This window comes from Streptomyces sp. NBC_00154 (assembly GCF_026342835.1).
GTDB lineage: Bacteria > Actinomycetota > Actinomycetes > Streptomycetales > Streptomycetaceae > Streptomyces.
Window position 1 is genome coordinate 4,028,120 of the sequence record NZ_JAPEMI010000001.1, and the last position, 21,145, is coordinate 4,049,264.

Genomic DNA, 21,145 nt, shown 5'->3' on the forward strand with positions numbered 1-21,145 from the left:
CCTCGCTTACGATGGCCGTTGCGGTGGGGCCCACCTGCCGTGCCCGCGCCAGCGTCCATAACACGACCCAGTGCCAGGCCCGACCGGCAAGGAGACCAGCCTCAGTGTCCGTCTTCAACAAGCTCATGCGTGCAGGCGAAGGCAAGATCCTGCGCAAACTGCACCGCATCGCGGACCAGGTCAGCTCCATCGAAGAGGACTTCGTCAACCTCTCCGACGCCGAGCTGCGGGCGCTCACCGACGAGTACAAGGAACGGTACGCGGACGGCGAGAGCCTGGATGACCTGCTTCCCGAGGCATTCGCAACGGTCCGAGAGGCCGCGAAGCGTGTCCTCGGACAGCGCCATTACGACGTCCAGATGATGGGCGGCGCGGCCCTGCACCTCGGCTACGTGGCCGAGATGAAGACCGGTGAGGGCAAGACCCTCGTCGGCACCCTGCCCACGTATCTCAACGCGCTCTCCGGCAAGGGCGTGCACCTGATCACGGTGAATGACTATCTGGCCGAGCGAGACTCCGAAATGATGGGCCGGGTCCACAAGTTCCTGGGCCTGACCGTCGGCTGCATCCTGGCCAACATGACGCCGGCCCAGCGTCGCGAGCAGTACGCCTGCGACATCACGTACGGCACGAACAACGAGTTCGGCTTCGACTACCTCCGCGACAACATGGCGTGGTCCGCGGACGAGCTCGTCCAGCGCGGCCACAACTTCGCCGTGGTCGACGAGGTCGACTCGATCCTCGTCGACGAGGCCCGTACGCCGCTGATCATCTCCGGCCCGGCCGACCAGGCCACCAAGTGGTACGGCGACTTCGCCAAGCTGGTCACGCGTCTGACCAAGGGCGAGGCCGGCAACCCGCTCAAGGGCATCGAGGAGACCGGCGACTACGAGGTCGACGAGAAGAAGCGGACCGTCGCCATCCATGAGCCCGGTGTCGCGAAGGTCGAGGACTGGCTCGGCATCGAGAACCTCTACGAGTCGGTGAACACCCCCCTCGTCGGGTACCTCAACAACGCCATCAAGGCCAAGGAGCTCTTCAAGAAGGACAAGGACTACGTCGTCATCGACGGCGAAGTCATGATCGTCGACGAGCACACCGGCCGTATCCTCGCCGGCCGCCGCTACAACGAGGGCATGCACCAGGCGATCGAGGCGAAGGAAGGGGTGGACATCAAGGACGAGAACCAGACTCTCGCCACGATCACCCTGCAGAACTTCTTCCGCCTCTACGGCAAGCTCTCCGGCATGACCGGTACGGCGATGACCGAGGCCGCCGAGTTCCACCAGATCTACAAGCTGGGCGTCGTGCCGATCCCGACGAACCGGCCGATGGTCCGCCAGGACCAGTCCGACCTGATCTACCGCACCGAGGTCGCGAAGTTCGCCGCGGTCGTCGACGACATCGCCGAGAAGCACGAGAAGGGCCAGCCGATCCTGGTCGGCACCACCTCGGTCGAGAAGTCCGAGTACCTCTCGCAGCAGCTCTCCAAGCGCGGTGTGCAGCACGAGGTCCTCAACGCCAAGCAGCACGACCGTGAGGCGACGATCGTCGCCCAGGCCGGCCGCAAGGGCGCGGTCACGGTCGCGACGAACATGGCCGGCCGCGGCACGGACATCAAGCTCGGCGGCAACCCCGACGACCTCGCCGAGGCGGAGCTGCGCCAGCGCGGTCTCGACCCCGTCGAGCACGTCGAGGAGTGGGCGGCCGCGCTGCCCGCCGCCCTGGCGAGGGCCGAGCAGGCCGTGAAGGCGGAGTTCGAAGAGGTCAAGGAGCTCGGCGGGCTGTACGTGCTCGGTACCGAGCGGCACGAGTCGCGGCGTATCGACAACCAGCTGCGCGGTCGTTCCGGCCGTCAGGGCGACCCGGGCGAGTCCCGCTTCTACCTGTCGCTGGGTGACGACCTGATGCGGCTGTTCAAGGCGCAGATGGTCGAGCGCGTCATGTCGATGGCGAATGTGCCGGACGACGTGCCGATCGAGAACAAGATGGTGACGCGGGCCATCGCGTCCGCGCAGTCTCAGGTCGAGCAGCAGAACTTCGAGACGCGTAAGAACGTCCTGAAGTACGACGAGGTGCTCAACCGGCAGCGTGAGGTCATCTACGGCGAGCGCCGTCGCGTCCTCGAGGGTGAGGACCTGCAGGAGCAGATCCGCCACTTCATGGACGACACCATCGACGACTACATCCGGCAGGAGACCGCCGAGGGCTTCGCCGAGGAGTGGGACCTCGACCGGCTGTGGGGTGCGTTCAAGCAGCTCTACCCGGTGAAGGTCACCGTCGACGAGCTGGAGGACGCGGCCGGGGACCGGGCCGGGATCACCGCCGAGTTCATCGGCGAGTCCATCAAGGACGACATCCACGAGCAGTACGACGAGCGCGAGAAGCAGCTCGGCTCGGACATCATGCGTGAGCTGGAGCGGCGTGTGGTGCTGTCCGTCCTGGACCGCAAGTGGCGTGAGCACCTCTACGAGATGGACTACCTCCAGGAGGGCATCGGCCTGCGGGCCATGGCGCAGAAGGACCCGCTGGTCGAGTACCAGCGCGAGGGCTTCGACATGTTCAACGCCATGATGGAGGGCATCAAGGAGGAGTCCGTCGGCTACCTGTTCAACCTGGAGGTCCAGGTCGAGCAGCAGGTCGAGGAGGTTCCGGTGCAGGATGCGGCCGAGCGGCCGTCGCTGTCCAAGGAGGACGCCGCGGTTCCGGCCGGGGCGCGTCCGGAGATCCGCGCCAAGGGGCTGGACGCTCCGCAGCGTCCCGACCGGCTGCACTTCTCCGCTCCCACGGTGGACGGGGAGGGCGGCATCGTCGAGGGCGACTTCTCCAACGGTGACGGTGGAGCGGTGTCGGAGTCGGACGGGCTGACCCGGGCGGAGCGGCGCAGGGCGCAGAAGAGCGGTGGTGGCGGGCGGCGCCGCAAGAAGTAGTTTGCGGTTGCTGTGGAGCCTGCGGCTCTTCGGCGTGCGCTTGTGTTGCAGGGCGGCTGGGGCCGGGCACCGAGGGGTGTCCGGCCCCAGCCGTGTGTGGGGCGGGGTGGGGGCGCCGGGGCACCCGGTGGACGCTTCGTCCTCGATCGCCGGGTGGGCCCGGGGCGGCGGACGGGTTTCATTTGGTGGGTGGGGTGGGGGTGCCGAGTTCCACTGCGGCGCAGCGCCAGCGGAGGTCCGGGCCCTGTTCCAGGCGGAAGGCCATTGCTCGTACCTGTTCGCCCGCCGCGATGCTCGCGCAGGCCTCCACCACGCCCGGGGCGGGCTGCGCACCGTGGCACTGGCGCACCACCGGGCGGGCGCCGCGGGCCCTCAGCGGGGTGGTCGGGGCCAGTTCGGCGAGCTGGTCGTACGCCTCGCCGATCGTGTGACCCAGCATCCAGTGCACCGGGCGCTGGCCGCTGAGGACCGCCAGGAGACGCTCCGCGAACCAGTGGTGCGGGCGCAGCATCTGCTGAGGTGTCCGGCGCTGCGGCGGTACGGTCTCGGGCCTGCGCCGGTCGTGGCGTCCGGCGGGCCGGGTCCTGTTCACGCTCATCGTTGATCGCCCCCGTGATCCGAGCCCGGCTCATACCGGGCGGTAACTTCTGCTGTGGATCTTCTACGGGGGCGGCGGACGCGACCGCAAGCGCCGAGGGGCTGCGTGGTGCGGTGCGTGAAGTTCACCTATCCGGGTGGCGGACCCGGTGCCGCAAGGCTCTGGGAGGGCGTGGGGAGGGTGACAGGCGGTTGCCGGGTGGACGGGTCGGGGTCCGTACCCGTAACCCCGAAGGGGGACGCGCACTATCCTGAGGGCGTCTCCGACTACGAAAGCGGCCAGCCATGCGCGTGTACGTCCCCCTGACCCTCTCCGGTCTCGCAGCGGCGCACCGGGCGGGCGAAATCGGCCCCGGTCCGCTGACCGCGTACGCGGTGACTCCCGCGCTGCGTGAGTGGTACGTCTCCGACGACATCGAGGAGCTGGAGTACGCGGCACTGAACCGGGCCGCGGCCGCCTCGCTGCGCCTGATCGCAGGGGACCCCGGTGCGGTGCGCAGGCGGGTGGTCGTCGCCGTCGACGTGCCGGACGGACAGGCCGTCGCCGACCCCGACCACAGCCTGGACCCCTCCTCGCTCGGCGAGGTGCGCATCGCTTCCGCGGTGGCGCTGGCGAAGGCGGCCGCGGTGCATGTCGACGCGGACGACGCGGAGAAGGACGTGGCGGCGGCCGCGTCGGTGCTCGGCGCCGCGGACCTCGGCGACGACGACGCGCAGTTCGTCGTGGACGGCGCGGAGGACCATGAGCTGCTCTGGTTCGGGGTGCAGGAGATTCCCAACCTGATCGGCTGACGGGCGCAGGCCGAGCGCGCGGACGAGGGCGCGGACTCGTTGTCGTACCCGGCGGGTATTTTCATTCCATGGGGACGAACGGGAAGCACCGCATGCATCTGGTCTGGGACTGGAACGGCACACTGCTCGACGACAACGCAGCGGTCATCGGTGCGACGAACGCGGCGTTCGCCGAGGTCGGCCTGGAGCCGATCACGCTCGAGCAGTACCGCGAGATGTACTGCATCCCCATCCCGCGCTTCTACGAGCGGCTGATGGGACGGCTGCCCACCGAGGCCGAGTGGGAGCGGATGGACGGGATCTTCCACCGGTACTACATGGAGCAGCGGGTTGTCTGCGGTCTCACCGCGGGTGCCGAGGAGCTGCTCGCCCAGTGGCAGCTGGCCGGCCGTAGTCAGTCGCTGCTGAGCATGTACGTCCACGAGCAGCTGGTTCCGGTGGTGCGGGGATACGGAATCGAGCGGCACTTCACGCGGGTCGACGGCCGCACCGGGCCGTCCGGCGGCAGTAAGGCGCAGCACATGGAGCGGCATCTCGCCGCGATGGGCGGGGTGTCTCCCGATTGCACGGTGGTGATCGGTGACGCGGTGGACGACGCGGTGGCCGCGGAGCATGTCGGTGCGCGCGCGGTGCTCTACACCGGGGGGTCGCACAGCCGGAGCAGCCTGGAGGAGGCGGGGGTGCCGGTGGTGGACAGCTTGGTCGAGGCTGTGGCGCTCGCCGAGCAGATGGCCGGCTGAGGGGGCGGGACCGCCGGGCCGGAGATGACCCGAAAAGGCCCGGAATGATCCGAGACAGGGCTTAGAGCGCCGGGGCCGTGGTGCGCAGGACCTTCAGGAATTCGCGCATCCAGGCCGAGTGGTCCGGCCAGGCGCGGGACGAGATCAGGGTGCCGTCGACCACCGCTTCGTGGTCCTCGAAGCTGGCGCCCGCCGCCTGCATGTCGAGTTCCAGTGCGGGGTACGCCGTGACGCGGCGGCCGCCCAGCTCGCCGATCGCCGCCGTCAGCAGGGGGCCGTGGCAGATCTGGGCCACCGGCTTGTCCGTGTCGAAGAAGGCCTTGAGGATCTTGCGGAGTTCGGCGTCGTTGCGCAGGTACTCGGGGGCGCGTCCGCCGGGGATGACCACGGCGACGTAGTCACCGGCGTCCACCTCGGAGAACGCCAGGTCGGCCGGCCAGGTGTAGCCGGGCTTCTCGGTGTAGGTGTCGAAGCCGGGCTCGAAGTCGTGGATCACGAAGCGGAGCGTCTTGCGGGCGGGGGCCGCGATATGGACGTCGTACCCCTCCTCGCGCAGCCGCTGGTACGGGTAGAGGACCTCCAGGGACTCGGCGGCGTCGCCGGTGACGATCAGGACCTTCGGTGCCATGGTGCGGCTCCCCTCGCGCGGACGTCTCCCATAAGCGTGCATCTGTCCGTCGCGCGCTGTCCAGAGTGTCAAAGTTCGGGACCATCTTTTGTACACATACGGCTCATGACGGTTCCGGGTACGGGCGAGATAGCCTGGACCCCGTGATCAGCGCGATACGCCTCGGGGGCAGCGAAGCCCCCGGCCTGCGCCCGGAGTGCCAACGTGCCCGGGCGATGACTGATCCCTTCAGCCCGGACCCACTGCCAAAAATGGCCAATAAGGTCCCGGGCATCTCTCATAGCGGCATAGCGTCGTCTCAGACCGGAAACCCCGTGTCGTGGCGGTACGTCGCCTTTTTCACCTACGTCACGCAACGGCGCGCGACAGGAGCCAGAGGACATGCAGACCAAGCTGGACGAAGCCAAGGCCGAGCTGCTCGCACGGGCCGCCAAGGTAGCTGACAACGGCCCGGGCGGTGGTGTCGGTGGCCCGGGCGGTACCACCCGAGTGCAGGTTGCAGGCACCCGGGCCGGGGGCACCGAGGCCGGGCAGGACGAGCGTCCCGGCGAGGATGTGCTGCTCTCCTACCTCCAGCGCTACTACCTGCACACTGCTCCGGAGGACATCGCGGGCCGCGACCCGGTCGATGTCTTCGGCGCGGCTTCCTCCCACTACCGGCTCGCGGAGAACCGTCCGCAGGGCACCGCGAACGTCCGGGTGCACACCCCGACCGTCGAGGAGAACGGCTGGATGTCCAGCCACTCCGTCGTCGAGGTCGTGACGGACGACATGCCCTTCCTGGTCGACTCCGTCACCAACGAGCTGTCCCGGCAGGGCCGCGGCATCCATGTCGTGATCCACCCGCAGATCGTCGTCCGCCGTGATGTCACCGGCAAGCTCATCGAGGTCCTCGCCGAGGGCAACGGCCTCTCGGCGGCCCCGCAGGTCCGCAAGGGCGCCGACGGGACCAAGGACACCAGGACCGCGCTGCCGCACGACGCGGTCGTGGAGTCCTGGATCCACGTCGAGATCGACCGCGAGACCGACCGCTCCGACCTCAAGCAGATCTCCGAGAACCTGCTCCGGGTGCTGTCCGACGTACGGGAGACCGTCGAGGACTGGGACAAGATGCGTGACGCCGCGCTGCGCATCGCCGACGACCTGCCCGGCGAGCCGCTCGACGCCCTCGCCGACGAAGAGGTGAACGAGGCGCGGGAGCTCCTGCGCTGGCTCGCCGCCGACCACTTCACCTTCCTGGGCTACCGCGAGTACGAGCTGAGGGAGACCGACGCACTGGCTGCCGTCCCCGGCACCGGCCTCGGCATCCTGCGCTCCGACCCGCACCACAGCGAGGACGAGGCGCACCCGGTCAGCCCGTCCTTCGACCGGCTGCCCGCCGACGCCCGCGCCAAGGCCCGTGAGCGTAAGCTGCTCATCCTGACCAAGGCGAACAGCCGGTCGACCGTGCACCGCCCCAGCTACCTCGACTACGTCGGGGTGAAGAAGTTCGACGCCGACGGCAATGTCATCGGTGAGCGCCGCTTCCTCGGACTGTTCTCGTCCGCCGCCTACACCGAGTCCGTGCGCCGGGTGCCCGTCATCCGCCGCAAGGTCGCCGAGGTGCTGGAGGGCGCGGGCTTCTCGCCCAACAGCCACGACGGCCGCGACCTGCTGCAGATCCTGGAGACGTACCCGCGCGACGAGCTCTTCCAGACGCCCGTCGACCAGCTGCGCTCCATCGTCACCTCCGTGCTCTACCTCCAGGAGCGGCGCCGGCTGCGGCTGTACCTGCGCCAGGACGAGTACGGGCGCTACTACTCCGCGATCGTCTACCTGCCGCGCGACCGCTACACCACCGGTGTGCGGCTCCGGCTGATCGACATCCTGAAGGAGGAGCTCGGCGGCACCAGCGTCGACTTCACCGCCTGGAACACCGAGTCGATCCTGTCCCGGCTGCACTTCGTCGTCCGTGTCGCACCCGGCACCGAGCTGCCCGACCTCACCGACATCGAGGCCGACCGCATCGAGGCCCGTCTCGTCGAGGCCGCCCGCTCCTGGGCCGACGGCTTCCAGGAGGCGCTGAACGCCGAGTGCGGCGAGGAGCGTGCCGCCGAGCTGCTGCGGCAGTACGGTCACTCGTTCCCCGAGGGCTACAAGGCCGACCACTCGCCGCGCTCCGCCGTCGCCGACCTGGTCCACCTCGAAGCGCTCAAGCACGACGGGAAGGATTTCGCGCTCAGCCTGTACGAGCCGGTCGGCGCCGCCCCGGGCGAGCGCCGCTTCAAGATCTACCGGACCGGCGAGCAGGTCTCCCTCTCCGCCGTCCTTCCGGCGCTCCAGCGGCTCGGTGTCGAGGTCGTCGACGAGCGTCCGTACGAGCTGCGCTGCGCCGACCGTAAGAGCGCCTGGATCTACGACTTCGGTCTGCGGATGCCGCAGGTCAACGGCAGTGGCAACTACCTCGCCGACGACGCCCGCGACCGCTTCCAGGACGCGTTCGCCGCGGTGTGGACCGGTGAGGCCGAGAACGACGGCTTCAACTCCCTGGTGCTCGGCGCCGGTCTGAGCTGGCGGCAGGCGATGGTGCTGCGCGCCTACGCGAAGTACATGCGGCAGGCCGGATCGACCTTCAGCCAGGACTACATGGAGGACACCCTCCGTAACAACGTCCACACCACCCGTCTGCTGGTCTCCCTCTTCGAGGCCCGGATGTCGCCCGGCCGTCAGAGCGCCGGCACCGAGCTGACCGACGGTCTCCTCGAAGAGCTCGACGGGGCGCTCGACCAGGTCGCCTCGCTCGACGAGGACCGGATCCTGCGGTCCTTCCTCACCGTCATCAAGGCCACCCTGCGCACCAACTTCTTCCAGCAGGCGAAGAGCGGCAAGCCGCACTCCTACGTCTCGATGAAGTTCGACCCGCAGGCCATCCCGGACCTGCCGGCGCCCCGCCCGGCGTTCGAGATCTGGGTGTACTCGCCGCGCGTGGAGGGCGTCCACCTGCGCTTCGGCAAGGTCGCCCGCGGCGGGCTGCGCTGGTCGGACCGGCGGGAGGACTTCCGTACGGAGATCCTCGGCCTGGTCAAGGCACAGATGGTGAAGAACACGGTCATCGTGCCGGTCGGCGCCAAGGGCGGCTTCGTCGCCAAGCAGCTGCCGGATCCGGCAGCCGACCGCGACGCCTGGCTGGCCGAGGGCATCGCCGCGTACCGGACGTTCATCTCGGCGCTGCTCGACATCACCGACAACCTGGTGGCCGGCGAGGTCGTGCCGCCCGTCGGCGTCGTCCGACACGACGAGGACGACACCTATCTCGTCGTCGCCGCGGACAAGGGCACCGCGAGCTTCTCCGACATCGCCAACGAGGTCGCCGTCTCCTACGGCTTCTGGCTCGGCGACGCGTTCGCCTCCGGTGGCTCCGCCGGATACGACCACAAGGGCATGGGCATCACCGCCCGCGGCGCCTGGGAGTCCGTCAAGCGGCACTTCCGCGAGCTCGGCCACGACACCCAGACCGAGGACTTCACGGTCGTCGGCGTCGGCGACATGTCCGGTGACGTGTTCGGCAACGGCATGCTGCTCTCCGAGCACATCCGGCTCGTCGCAGCCTTCGATCACCGGCACATCTTCCTCGACCCGACCCCGGACGCCGCCACCTCGTACGCCGAGCGGCGCCGTCTCTTCGACCTGCCGCGCAGCTCCTGGGCCGACTACAACAAGGAACTGCTCTCCGCGGGCGGCGGCATCCACCCCCGTACCGCGAAGTCGATCCCGGTCAACGCGCATGTCCGCGAGGCGCTCGGCATCGAGTCGGGTGTCACCAAGATGACGCCTGCCGACCTGATGAAGACCATCCTCAAGGCCCGTGTCGACCTGGTGTGGAACGGCGGCATCGGTACGTACATCAAGTCGTCCACCGAGTCGAACGCGGACGTCGGCGACAAGGCCAACGACGCGATCCGCGTCAACGGCGAGGACCTGCGGGCCAAGGTCGTCGGCGAGGGCGGCAACCTCGGCGCCACCCAGCTCGGCCGGATCGAATTCGCCCGGGGCGGCGGCCGGATCAACACCGACGCGATCGACAACAGCGCCGGTGTGGACACCTCCGACCACGAGGTGAACATCAAGATCCTGCTCAACGGCCTGGTGCGGGACGGCGACATGACCGTCAAGCAGCGCAACAAGCTGCTTGCCGAGATGACCGACGAGATCGGGCGTCTGGTACTGCGCAACAACTACGCCCAGAACACCGCGCTCGCCAATTCCATCGCCCAGTCCGCCTCCCTGCTCCACGCCCAGCAGCGCTTCATGCGCCGTCTCGGCCGCGACGGACACCTCGACCGGGCGCTGGAGTTCCTGCCCACCGACCGGCAGATCCGCGAGCTGCTGAACGGCGGCAAGGGGCTCACCCAGCCCGAGCTCGCCGTGCTGATCGCCTACACGAAGATCACCGCGTCCGACGAGCTGATCAAGACCAGCCTGCCGGACGACCCGTACCTGCAGAAGCTGCTGTACGCCTACTTCCCCGCGCAGCTGCGCGCGCAGTTCCCCGAGGCGGTCGACGGGCACGCGCTGCGCCGCGAGATCATCACCACGGTGCTGGTCAACGACACGGTGAACACCGGTGGTTCGACCTTCCTGCACCGGCTGCGGGAAGAGACCGGCGCGTCGATCGAGGAGATCGTGCGGGCCCAGGCCGCGGCCCGCGAGATTTTCGGCCTCGGCCAGGTGTGGGACGCCGTCGAGGCGCTCGACAACAAGGTCGCCGCCGATGTGCAGACCCGGATCCGGCTGCACTCGCGCCGGCTCGTCGAGCGCGGCTCGCGCTGGCTGCTCGGCAACCGGCCGCAGCCGCTGGAGATCGCCGAGACGATCGGCTTCTTCAAGGACGGTGTCGACCAGGTCTGGGCCGAACTGCCCAAGATGCTGAAGGGCGCCGACCAGGAGTGGTACCAGTCGATCCTGGACGAGCTGACCGAGGCGGGCGTCCCGGACGAGCTGGCGCAGCGCGTCGCAGGATTCTCGTCCGCCTTCCCGGCGCTCGACATCGTGGCGATCGCCGAGCGCATCGGCAAGGACCCCCTTGCCGTTGCCGAGGTCTACTACGACCTCGCCGACCGGCTGGGCGTCACCCAGCTGATGGACCGGATCATCGAACTGCCGCGGAACGACCGCTGGCAGTCCATGGCCCGCGCCTCCATCCGCGAGGACCTGTACGCCGCGCATGCCGCGCTCACCAGGGATGTGCTGAGTGTGGGCAACGGGACGTCGACGCCGGAGGAACGGTTCGCGGCCTGGGAGGACAAGAACGCGGCGATCCTGACGCGTTCGCGCACCACGCTGGAGGAGATCCGGGGGTCGGACTCGTTCGATCTGGCGAACCTGTCGGTGGCCATGCGGACCATGCGGACGTTGCTGCGTACGCACGGGTAGTGGTCTGAAAGGGGGAGCGGCCGCCGGTGCGTCCGGCGGCCGCTCCGTCCTTGATCACCGGACGGGCCGGATGTGGTGCCTGACCGTCCGGCGGTGGGGGTGTCCTCGATCGCCGGACGGTGTTTACCAGGCCGGCGGCGGACTTCACTTCTTGGTGGTGAACTTCTCGTACGCGGCGACGACTTCCTTCGCCGGACCGTCCATCCGCAGTGTCCCCGCCTCCAGCCACAGCGCCCGGTCGCAGGTCTCGGTGATCGACTTGTTGCTGTGGCTGACCAGGAACACCGTGCCCGCCTCCTTGCGCAGCTCGATGATCCGCTCCTTGCTGCGCCGCTGGAACTTGGCGTCGCCCGTGGACAGTGCCTCGTCGATCAGCAGAACGTCATGGCTCTTGGCGGCGGCGATGGAGAACCGGAGCCTGGCCCCCATGCCCGACGAGTACGTACGCATCGGCAGCGTGATGAAGTCGCCCTTCTCGTTGATGCCGGAGAAGTCGACGATCCCCTGGTAGCGCTCGCGGATCTCGTCGCGCGTCATGCCCATCGCCAGCCCGCCGAGGATGACGTTCCGCTCGCCGGTCAGATCGCTCATCAGCGCCGCGTTCACGCCGAGCAGCGACGGCTGACCCTGGGTGTGCACCCGGCCCTTCGACGGCGGGAGCAGACCGGCGATCGCCTTCAGCAGCGTCGACTTCCCCGAGCCGTTGGAACCGATCAGGCCGATCGCCTCGCCCTTGTACGCGGCGAAGCTGACGCCCTTCACGGCATGCACCTCGCGCACGCCGGGGGCCTGCCGCCGGGAAGCGATCCGGCTGAGGGCCGAGGTGGCGCTGCCCTTTCCGGTGCGCGCGCCGTTGACCTTGTAGGTGATGTGGACGTCGTCCACGACGACGGTCGGCACCCGATCGTTGTCGTCAGCCATGTTCTCAGCCACGTCCGTACAGCTCCTCGGCCTTCCAGAAGTACACGAAGCCGCCCACTCCGCACACGAGCGCCCAGCCCGTGGCGACGGCCCACACATGCGGGGGCAGCTGCGCCCCGCTGAAGCTGTCGATGAATGCGAACCGCATCAGGTCGATGAAGACGGCGGCCGGATTGCACTCCAGCGCCACCTTCACGAAGTGCGGAACCCTGTCCCCCTTCAGCTTGTCGCCGATGCTGAACATGACGCCCGACGCGTACATCCAGGTGCGCAGGACGAACGGCGTCAGCTGCGCGATGTCCGGGGTCCGGGCGGCCAGCCGCGCCACGACCATCGAGAGCCCGGTGTTGAACACGGACTGCAGGAGCAGCGCCGGGATCGCCAGCAGCCACGACGGCCGGGGGAACTGCCCGAACCCGATCAGGATCAGGACCAGTGCACCCAGGGAGTACAGCAGCTGCTGGAGCTGCTGCAGCGCCAGTGCGACGGGCAGCGAGGCACGCGGGAAGTGCAGCGCCCGGACGAGGCCGAGGTTCCCACTGATCGCGCGGGTGCCCGCGGTGATCGAGCTGGCGGTGAAGGTCCAGATGAACACGCCCGTGATGAGGAACGGAACGAAGTCCTCGACGTTCTTCTTCGTGTTCAGCAGGATGCCGAAGATGAAGTAGTAGACCGTCGCGTTGAGCAGCGGGGTCATGATCTGCCAGATCTGGCCGAGCTTCGCCTGGCTGTACTGGGCGGTGAGCTTGGCGGTGGCGAACGCCGTGATGAAGTGCCGCCGTCCCCACAGCTGCCGGACGTACGCGCCGAGCGTCGGCCGGGCCCCGCTCACGGTCAGCCCGTGCCGGGCCGCGAGCGCGGCCAGCTCACCCGGCCCGTAGACCGGGAGGAGGGGGGTGGGGGCTGCGTCGGTCACCGCCGGGATGGTCGGCGGGGCTGTTGTCTGGCTCACCACGATCGCTTTCGACGGGAGGACAGGAACCATCGCGAACGCCGGAACGGAACCGTATCGTCGCAACGCCGAGAGTAGGACGTGATCACGTCGCAACGCAACCGTTTCGTCGTTACGGACTATCATTCGGGTCATGACCACCGACCCGGGAACCCGCCGCCGCGTCCCCGCCGGAGCCGCTGTGCTGCGCGAGGACGTCACCGATGCCATCCGCAGCGCCGTCTTCGAGGAGCTGGCGGCGGTCGGCTTCGCCCGGATGTCGATCGAGGGCATCGCCCGGCGCGCGGGCGTCGGAAAGACCGCCGTCTACCGCCGCTGGAAGTCCAAGCTGGCCCTCGTTCTCGACCTGGTCTCCGCCGTCGCGGTCCAGGGCATGCCTGCGCCGGCCACCGGTTCGCTGTACGGGGACGTCCGCGCCGTGCTCCAGCTGGCCGCCTATGCGCTGCGCCACCCCGTCGCCTCGCAGGTCATCCCGGATCTGCTGGTCGAGGCGGCGCGCAACCCGGAGATCTCCGACACGATCAAGTCGGCCCTGCTGGACCCGCAGCAGGGCATCGCCGCCGTGGTCGTCCGGGACGCCGTCGCCCGCGGTGAGCTGCCCGAGGACAGTGACCCGGACCGCGCCCTGGACCTGATCGTCGGCCCGCTCTACTGGCGGCTCGCCGTGGTCCGCGGCGATCTGCCCAAGGGCTATCTGGACGATCTGGCCGAGTCGGCCGTCGCCGCCCTCAAGAAGAACTGACCGCCCGACCATCGGCTGCGCCCCGGCCCCGTCCGCCTGCCGGGTCTCGTACGGCGCGCACGTCGGCCCGGTGCCCGGCCGCCCCGGCGACACCCCCGGAGCTGTCGCCGCCACCGAGGGCGGGCTGCCGGGGGTCTTCGGATCGAGGAGTGGAGGTCACAGCGGGCGGCCGGGCTCCGGGGCATGTTCCGGGAGCGGTTCCGTCCGTACCATGGCGGCCACGCCGCCGACCGCGTGGTGCCATGGTGTTCCTGAACAGCTTGTGATGTCACTCGTTCGAGGCCGTAACCGGTGACCCCCGGCCGTTCACACGGTTGAGCCATACGGACAACCAGGCCCCCGATGAACGGACGTGCTCAACATGCCGCCACGGCTCAGTGTCGTCGTCCCCGTCTACAACGTGGAGCTCTATCTGACGGACTGCCTGAAGTCCCTCGCGGAGCAGACCATGGACGACCTGGAGGTGGTGATGGTCGACGACGGGTCCACCGACGACAGCGCCGCCTTGGCCACTGCCTTCGCCGAACAGGACAGCCGGTTCCGGCTGGTGAGCCAGAAGAACGGCGGCCTCGGGCACGCCCGCAACACCGGGGTCCGCAACTGCGACCCGGACAGCGGCTATGTCGCCTTCGTGGACAGCGACGACATCGTGCCGCCCCGGGCGTACGAACTCCTCGTCGGCGCACTCGACGAGACGGGATCGGACATCGCATCCGGCAATGTGCTCCGGCTGCGGGCCTCCGGCAAGCTCCAGCAGTCGCCCAACTTCCGCAAGCCCATGGCGACCACCCGGCTGCGCACCCACATCTCCCGCGACTGGGACCTCGCCGCCGACCGGATCGCCTGCAACAAGGTCTTCCGCCGGTCCTTCTGGGACGAACACGCCTTCGCCTTCCCGGTCGGCACCCTCTACGAGGACATCCCCGTCGTCCTCCCCGCCCACTTCCTGGCCCGCTCCGTCGACGTCGTCAAGGACGCCGTCTACCACTGGCGCGACCGGGCCGGCTCGATCACCACCCGCCGCGCCGTCGTCCGCGGCATCCGGGACCGGGCCTCGCACGTACTGGGCGTCTCCACCTTCCTCGAACAGCACCGCGGCGCCGCCGACAAACGCCACTACGAGGCGCATGTCCTCGCCAACGACCTCTGGTACTTCATGGAGGCGCTGCCCGACGGGGACGACGAGTACCGCCGCGCCTTCCTCACGTACGCCAACGAGTTCACCGACCAGGTCGACCCGGCCGTCCTCGACAGGCTGCCGCTGCGGCTGCGACTGATGTGGCATCTCGTACGCGAACGGCGCACGGACGAACTGCTGGAGCTGCTCGCCCACGACAAGGCCGAACCCGGTGCCTTCGCCGTACGGGGCGTACGGCACCGCAGCGCCTCGTACCCGGCCCTCACCGGGCCGGTACCGCGCTCGGTGCTGCGGGTCGCCGACCGGGACCTGCCGCTCACCGCCCGGCTGCGCGAGGCGCACTGGCAGGGCGGCAAGCTGCACATCAAGGGGTACGCGTACATCCGCAACCTGCCCGCCGACTCGTGGCGCAGCGAATTCCGGGCCGGCTGGCTGCGGGCCGGACGCCGGCATGTGGTGCCGCTACGGCTGCGTACGGTCGATGAGCCGGAGGCCACCGTCCGTTCCCGGCAGAGCCTGCACGACTACGACCGGTCCGGCTTCGAGACGGTCATCGACCCGGCCCGGCTCCGGATCTCCGCCGACGGCGACACCGAACGGCTCACCTGGCGCCTCGAAGTCGGCATCGCCGGACACGGGATGCTGCGCCGCTCCGACGTCTCCACCGACGTGGCCGCGGCGGCACCGCCCGTGCACCGGCCGGACGGCGACCACCGCATCGTGCCCGCCTTGGAGGGCGGCAAGCTGGTGGTGCACGCGGAGCGGATCGACGCCCGGTTCGAGACGCACCGGCCGGGCGACGCGGGCGACGGGACCGCCACCGTGGTGATCAGTGGCATGATCCGCGACCGTCTCGGCAAGGGGCCGCTCCGGATCGGTCTCACCCATCGTCCCTCCAGCACCTCCCTCGACTTCCCGGCGACCGTCCACGAGGGCGCCGTGCCGTCGGCGTCGGGCTGGCGGCGCTTCACCGCCGTGATCCCGCTCGCAGCGGTCACCGACGCGCGGCCGACGACAGAGACCGCCACCGTCGCGTACAGCCTGCACCTGGTCGGACCGGACGGCCGCAGGACACCGATCGACGTGCCGGGGCCCGTTCCGCAGGGCCGCTACCCGATCGGTTCGCCCGCACCGGAAGGGGGCGGCGACGAGCCGCGTGAGCTCGCACTCACCGCCAGTTCCCGGGGCAACCTGCTGATCAGCGACCGGCCCGTGCAGCCCGTCTGCGAGTTGGCGAGCTGGACGGAGGACGGGCTGCTGCTCCTGGAGGGCACCTTCCCCGGCGACCCCGGCCGCCCCGTCGAGCTGGTGGCCCGGCACAGCGGTCACCACGAGGAGGCCGTCTTCCCGGTGGTGTTCTCCGGGCCTGCGCAGGCCCGGCGGTTCCGGGCCGAGCTGCGGCCCGACGCCGTCGAAGCGCCCGGTGGCCCGCTGCCCCTGGGGGAGGGCCACTGGTACTTCTTCCTCCGCCCGAAGGGCGCCGCCGACGACACGGGCGACATGCCGCTGCGCATCCCGGCCGCCGCCCACCGCACCCTTCCCGCCGCCCGTACGCTCGCGGGCCGCACCTACGTCATCGAGCGGCGCTACCACGACCAGCTGCTCGTCAACGCCGCGTCCGTGCTCACCGCGGCGGAGCGCGGTGCCCGCGCCAAGCGGCTGCTGCGCGAGGCGTACGCCGGACAGCGCACCGCCCCCCTGCGTGACACCGTCCTGCACAGCAGCTTCGACGGGCGCCAGTACTCCGACTCGCCGCGCGCGATCTACGAGGAGCTGGCCGCCCGCACCACCGCGTTCGAGCATCTGTGGGTCGTACGCGATCAGCAGGCCCGGATCCCCGCGGGCGCCACCGCCGTCGTCCACGGCTCTGCCGCCTGGCACGAGGCGCTGGCCCGCAGCCGCCACATCGTGACCAACACCCAGCTGCCCGAATGGTTCGAACGGCGCGACGGCCAGACTGTCGTCCAGACCTGGCACGGCACCCCGCTCAAGCGCATCGGCCTCGACCTCGCGGGCACCGCCCAGGCCAATGCCGCCTACATCGCCACCATCGAACAGCGCGCGAGCCAGTGGAGCGTCCTGGTCTCCCCGAACAGCTTCTCCACCCCCGTCCTGCGGCGCTCCTTCGGGTACCGGGGGGAGATGCTGGAGTGCGGCTATCCCCGCAACGACCTCTTCCACGCCTCGGACCGCACCAAGGTCGCCGCCGCGGTACGCGAGCGGCTGGGGATCCCCGCGGGCAAGCGGGTCGTGCTGTACGCGCCGACATGGCGTGAGGACCGGCCGCAGGGCGGCGGCAGATACGCCCTCGACCTTCAGCTCGACCTGGCCGCCGCCGAACGCGAACTCGCCTCCGACACCGTGCTGCTGGTGCGCCGCCACTATCTGGTCGCCGACCGGCTCCCGGACACCGGCAGCGGCTTCGTGCGGGACGTCTCGCGCTACGGGGACGTCGGCGAGCTGATGCTGATCAGCGATGCGCTGGTCACCGACTACTCCTCGCTGATGTTCGACTTCGCCCAGACCGGCCGCCCGATGCTGTTCCACACGTACGACCTTGCTCACTACCGCGACACCCTGCGTGGCTTCTGTTTCGACTTCGAGAACCGCGCCCCCGGCCCCCTGATCCCCGACTCCGCCGATCTCGTCGAGGCGCTGCGCGACCCGGTCCGGGCCACCGCGGGACACGCGCAGGCGTACGAGGCATTTCGGCGGGACTTCTGCGACCTCGACGACGGGCATGCGGCGCAGCGGGTGGTCGACCGGATGCTGCAGCCCTAGCCCCGTTAGTCCATCCGGGAGTCCGGTTCCGGTCCCTGCGCCCGTGCGGGACCGGAACCGGACTCCCGGGTGAAGCGGCGGTGAACGCGTAAGAAGCGCCCGTGCAATAGGGGATACATGAACCGTTCGAGTGATTCGCGCCGTCCGGTGTACGTGCAGATGGGCGGGGAGCGATTCACTCGTTCGCTTAAGTATGTTGATCGGTGCGCTGGATAGCGGCTGCGGGTTGCTACGTTCGTTTTCATGGGTATCCGAACGTGGTGCGACGCCTGGAACGTGCGACGGGCAAGAGCTGTCGTGCTCGTCGTCGCGGCCATAGGGCTGCTCGTCAGAATGCTGATCGCGGCGAACACACCGGGCCCCGCCGACGTGCGTATTTTCCAAGGTTTCGCCAAGGCCGTCTCCGTTTACGGCCCCGTTCGCATCTACGAGCAGCCGCTGCCGGGCCTGCCCGTCTACAATCATCCGCCGCTGGCCGGCTGGATGCTCCTCGGGCTGAATGAACTCGCCGAACTCGGAATTCCGTTCGGGACGCTGATCCGGTCACCTGCTTCGATCGCCGACTTCTTCTGCACACTCATCGTGTTCGAAATTGTCCGGCGGCGTCGCAGTCTGCGTACCGCGGTCGCCTGCGGGATCGGCGTGGCCCTCAGCCCCTTGCTGATCGCCACCTCGGGCTACCACGGCAACACCGACGCGGTTGCCGTCGCTTTCGCCCTCGCCGCCGCGTATCTGCTGGCCGACCGGAGGTCGCCGCTGGCCGCCGGGGTGGCCGCCGCGCTGTCGATCAGTGTCAAGTTCGTCCCGGTCGTGGTGATCCCGGCGCTGTTCGTCGTCGCGCTGCGGGCCGGCCGGCCGGTGTTCGTCCGTTTCACCGCGGGGTTCACCGCGCTGGTCGCGCTCGTCTGGGGACCCGTGCTGGTGACCGTGCCGGAGAACCTCAACGAGAACGTCCTGGAGTACACGGGGGGCTCCTACCGCCTCTGGGGCCTCGTTCGGTTCGCCGATGTGCTCGGCCTGCCGGAGTCCTTCATCGCCTTCATCCGCGGCGAGGGCCACTTCCTCTTCGTGCTGATCTGTGTGGCCGTCGGTGTCTGGCTGGCCCGGGTGCGGCCCGCGCAGCTGCCCGGTGCCGTCGCCGTGACGATGGGCCTTCTGCTGCTGCTCTCCACCGCGTCCGGCCTGCAGTACCTGACCTGGGCAGCTGCCGCGATGTTCGTCATCGGGTTCTGGGAAGGGGCCGCGTACAGCTGCCTGCTCGGCTGGACGGCCATCCTCGGCTACCAGGGACGCTCCGCCGTGCGCTGGAGCGAAACGGTGCTGCAACTGGGCACCGCCGGCTGGTTCGTGCTCGCGATCTGTCTGGTCAGCGGCGTCCGCCGGATCCTCGCCGCCCCGCAGGACGGCCCCCCGTCGTCCCCCGCCGAACCGGCATCGGCCACTGCGCCCCGCACCTCGCATCCGTTCGGTTCCGCCGTCAACTGACCACACCCGAGCACAACTGGAGAATCTCCCGTGAAGGAAAGCACGAGCCCCAGGATCGGCATCCTGGTGGTCGCGTACAACGCCGAGACGACGCTGGAGAAGACCCTCGACCGGATTCCGGAGGATTTCCGGTCCCGGGTCTCCGAGATCCTCATTCTCGACGACGCGAGCCATGATGCGACCTTCACCGCAGGATGCCGCTGGTCGCTGGCGGAGGGAATGCCTCGGACCGTCGTGATGCGGCACACCAAGAATCTCGGATACGGCGGAAACCAGAAGGCCGGATACGCGCTGGCCGCCGAACACGGACTGGACATCATCGTGCTGCTGCACGGCGACGGACAGTACGCCCCCGAACTGCTGCCCGATATGGTCGCGCCGATCGAGCGCGGCGAATGCGAAGCCGTGTTCGGTTCGCGGATGATGAAGTCCGGCAGCGCCCTCAAGGGCGGCATGCCGATGTACAAGTGGCTCGGCAATCGCATTCTCACCCGCCTGGAGAACAGGCTCCTCGGCTCGAAGCTCACCGAATTCCACTCCGGCTACCGCGCCTACAGCGTCGCGGCGCTCAAGAAACTGCCCATCGCCCGGAACACCGACGCGTTCGACTTCGACACCCAGATCATCGTCCAGCTGCTCAACGAAGGGATGCGGATCAAGGAGATCCCCGTGCCGACGTACTACGGCGACGAGATCTGTTACGTCAACGGCCTGAAGTACGCGAAGGACGTCGTCAAGGACGTCCTCGAATACCGCCTCGCCATCAAGGGGTTCGGCACCTGCGCCTGGATCCCCAAGCCCGTCGAGTACGCCTTCAAGGAGGGCGACGGCTCCTCGCACGCCGTCATCCTGGAGAAGATGCGAGAACTGCCGCCCGGCCGCGTCCTCGATCTCGGCTGCTCCGGCGGCCTGTTCGCGCAACGCCTGGAGGCGCTCGGCCACGAAGTGACCGGCGTCGACTACATCGAGGTCCCGGGCGTCCGCGAGAAGTGCACGCACTTCCACCTCGCCGACCTGGAGGAGGGGCTGCCCGACGAGATCGGCACCGATTTCGACTATGTGGTCGCCGGCGATGTCATCGAGCACCTCTCCCGCCCCGAACGCGTCCTCTCCGAGGCCGCGACCGTGCTCCGGCCCGGCGGCCATGTGCTGCTGTCCGTACCGAACTTCAGCCACTGGTACTCACGGCTGCGGGTGGCGCTCGGAGTCTTCGACTACGACCGGCGCGGCATCCTCGACGAGACACATCTGCGCTTCTTCACCCGGGCCAGCCTGCGCCGCACTGTCCGGAACGCCGGCTACGACGTCCTCGACATCGCGTCCACCGGGGCGCCGTTCTGGTCGCTGCTCGGCGGTCGCGGACCGCTCGCCACGATCCTCGGCGGCCTGTCGAAGCTGCTGACCAGGATCCGGCCGACGCTGTTCGGCTATCAGCACGTCGCACTGCTGACCCCGCATGCGGCCGAGACGATCATCGCTGGAGAGCACGTCGATGTACAGGACATCCTCAACCGACAGTACGTCCCTGCCGGCCGGGTCGGAGTCTGAGACGGCCACCGCCGCCTCCGTGCCCCATTCCGCACGCGCCCCCGAGCCGGTGCCCGCCGCCCCCGTCAGGAGCAAGACCTTGACCCTGCCCAGTCTGACGCTGCTGCTGTTCGCCGTGTTCGCGTCGGCGGGCGGCCAGATCATGCTCAAGCACGGGATGAAGGGCGCCGCGGAGGCTGCCGGGCGTGACGGCGGATCCCTGGCGATGCGCGCGGCGACCAGCCCGTGGGTCGTCCTCGGGCTCCTCGTCTTCGCGGTGTCCGCGCTCGCCTGGATGGCGACGCTGGCCAAGGTGCCGCTGAGCATCGCGTACCCGTTCAACGCGCTCGGCTACCTGCTGATCGTGCTGGCCGGATCGACGGTGCTGCACGAGCGGACCTCGATGTGGACCTGGGGCGGCTCGGTGCTCGTGGTCGTCGGCCTCGTCACGGTCATGGCGGGCCAGCAACGCTGAGGCGCATCCCGGGAACGGGTGCGCG

At 69.2% G+C, this 21,145-nt stretch carries 13 protein-coding genes; 9 read left to right on the forward strand and 4 right to left on the reverse strand.

Annotation, left to right across the window (positions count from 1 at the left end; genetic code table 11):
* Positions 1 to 104 precede the first annotated feature (104 nt).
* Entirely contained in the window at positions 105 to 2,930 is a 2,826-nt protein-coding gene (secA, locus tag OHA03_RS18115) for a preprotein translocase subunit SecA (RefSeq protein WP_267004870.1), read from the forward strand.
* Positions 2,931 to 3,108: 178 nt separating this feature from the next.
* Here secA and OHA03_RS18120 read toward each other — a convergent pair whose 3' ends face one another.
* Complete coding sequence (locus OHA03_RS18120) at positions 3,109 to 3,528, reverse strand: Rv3235 family protein (protein ID WP_267004871.1); 420 nt, start codon at positions 3,526 to 3,528, stop codon at positions 3,109 to 3,111.
* Between the two features lie 284 nt (positions 3,529 to 3,812).
* On the opposite strand from OHA03_RS18120, the gene OHA03_RS18125 reads away from it, so the two are divergent.
* On the forward strand, positions 3,813 to 4,319 hold the full coding sequence (locus OHA03_RS18125) for a hypothetical protein (protein ID WP_030980233.1): 507 nt from the start codon (positions 3,813 to 3,815) through the stop codon (positions 4,317 to 4,319).
* Positions 4,320 to 4,387: 68 nt separating this feature from the next.
* On the forward strand, positions 4,388 to 5,059 hold the full coding sequence (locus OHA03_RS18130; protein ID WP_267004872.1) for an HAD family hydrolase: 672 nt from the start codon (positions 4,388 to 4,390) through the stop codon (positions 5,057 to 5,059).
* Positions 5,060 to 5,120: 61 nt separating this feature from the next.
* Here OHA03_RS18130 and OHA03_RS18135 read toward each other — a convergent pair whose 3' ends face one another.
* Positions 5,121 to 5,687, reverse strand: a complete 567-nt coding sequence (locus OHA03_RS18135; RefSeq protein ID WP_267004873.1) for a DJ-1/PfpI family protein — start codon at positions 5,685 to 5,687, stop codon at positions 5,121 to 5,123.
* A 381-nt stretch (positions 5,688 to 6,068) separates the two neighbouring features.
* Here OHA03_RS18135 and OHA03_RS18140 point away from each other — a divergent pair, with 381 nt between their 5' ends.
* Complete coding sequence (locus tag OHA03_RS18140) at positions 6,069 to 11,099, forward strand: NAD-glutamate dehydrogenase (protein WP_267004874.1); 5,031 nt, start codon at positions 6,069 to 6,071, stop codon at positions 11,097 to 11,099.
* 144 nt (positions 11,100 to 11,243) lie between these two features.
* Here OHA03_RS18140 and OHA03_RS18145 read toward each other — a convergent pair whose 3' ends face one another.
* Positions 11,244 to 12,020: an ABC transporter ATP-binding protein gene (locus OHA03_RS18145; protein WP_267008088.1), complete on the reverse strand. Its 777-nt coding sequence runs from the start codon at positions 12,018 to 12,020 to the stop codon at positions 11,244 to 11,246.
* A gap of 4 nt (positions 12,021 to 12,024) precedes the next feature.
* Positions 12,025 to 12,975, reverse strand: a complete 951-nt coding sequence (locus OHA03_RS18150) for an ABC transporter permease (protein WP_267004875.1) — start codon at positions 12,973 to 12,975, stop codon at positions 12,025 to 12,027.
* Between the two features lie 130 nt (positions 12,976 to 13,105).
* Between OHA03_RS18150 and OHA03_RS18155 the strand changes: the two genes are divergently transcribed.
* The 5 genes from OHA03_RS18155 to OHA03_RS18175 all read left to right on the forward strand — a co-directional run bounded on the left by OHA03_RS18155 (position 13,106) and on the right by OHA03_RS18175 (position 21,120).
* Entirely contained in the window at positions 13,106 to 13,714 is a 609-nt protein-coding gene (locus OHA03_RS18155) for a TetR/AcrR family transcriptional regulator (RefSeq protein ID WP_030922875.1), read from the forward strand.
* A gap of 361 nt (positions 13,715 to 14,075) precedes the next feature.
* Positions 14,076 to 17,633, forward strand: coding sequence for a bifunctional glycosyltransferase family 2 protein/CDP-glycerol:glycerophosphate glycerophosphotransferase (locus OHA03_RS18160; protein WP_267004876.1), 3,558 nt, complete (start codon positions 14,076 to 14,078; stop codon positions 17,631 to 17,633).
* Positions 17,634 to 17,876: 243 nt separating this feature from the next.
* Positions 17,877 to 19,118 carry a glycosyltransferase family 39 protein gene (locus OHA03_RS18165; protein ID WP_267004877.1) on the forward strand — a complete coding sequence of 414 codons (1,242 nt, stop codon included), beginning with the start codon at positions 17,877 to 17,879 and terminating at the stop codon, positions 19,116 to 19,118.
* A 30-nt stretch (positions 19,119 to 19,148) separates the two neighbouring features.
* Positions 19,149 to 20,666 carry a bifunctional glycosyltransferase/class I SAM-dependent methyltransferase gene (locus tag OHA03_RS18170; protein WP_267004878.1) on the forward strand — a complete coding sequence of 506 codons (1,518 nt, stop codon included), beginning with the start codon at positions 19,149 to 19,151 and terminating at the stop codon, positions 20,664 to 20,666.
* Between the two features lie 79 nt (positions 20,667 to 20,745).
* The gene (locus OHA03_RS18175) at positions 20,746 to 21,120 is read left to right on the forward strand and encodes an EamA family transporter (RefSeq protein WP_267004879.1); all 375 of its coding nucleotides are present in this window, start codon (positions 20,746 to 20,748) and stop codon (positions 21,118 to 21,120) included.
* The last annotated feature ends 25 nt before the right edge of the window (positions 21,121 to 21,145 follow it).

What these genes read in the sequence shown, in the direction of transcription:
- OHA03_RS18165 (WP_267004877.1), top strand. Translation starts at nt 17,877, where the DNA reads ATGGGTATCCGAACGTGGTGCGACGCCTGGAACGTGCGACGGGCAAGA.
- OHA03_RS18135 (WP_267004873.1), bottom strand. Translation starts at nt 5,687, where the DNA reads ATGGCACCGAAGGTCCTGATCGTCACCGGCGACGCCGCCGAGTCCCTG.
- OHA03_RS18140 (WP_267004874.1), top strand. Translation starts at nt 6,069, where the DNA reads ATGCAGACCAAGCTGGACGAAGCCAAGGCCGAGCTGCTCGCACGGGCC.
- OHA03_RS18130 (WP_267004872.1), top strand. Translation starts at nt 4,388, where the DNA reads ATGGGGACGAACGGGAAGCACCGCATGCATCTGGTCTGGGACTGGAAC.
- OHA03_RS18155 (WP_030922875.1), top strand. Translation starts at nt 13,106, where the DNA reads ATGACCACCGACCCGGGAACCCGCCGCCGCGTCCCCGCCGGAGCCGCT.
- OHA03_RS18125 (WP_030980233.1), top strand. Translation starts at nt 3,813, where the DNA reads ATGCGCGTGTACGTCCCCCTGACCCTCTCCGGTCTCGCAGCGGCGCAC.
- OHA03_RS18160 (WP_267004876.1), top strand. Translation starts at nt 14,076, where the DNA reads ATGCCGCCACGGCTCAGTGTCGTCGTCCCCGTCTACAACGTGGAGCTC.
- OHA03_RS18145 (WP_267008088.1), bottom strand. Translation starts at nt 12,020, where the DNA reads ATGGCTGACGACAACGATCGGGTGCCGACCGTCGTCGTGGACGACGTC.
- OHA03_RS18120 (WP_267004871.1), bottom strand. Translation starts at nt 3,528, where the DNA reads ATGAGCGTGAACAGGACCCGGCCCGCCGGACGCCACGACCGGCGCAGG.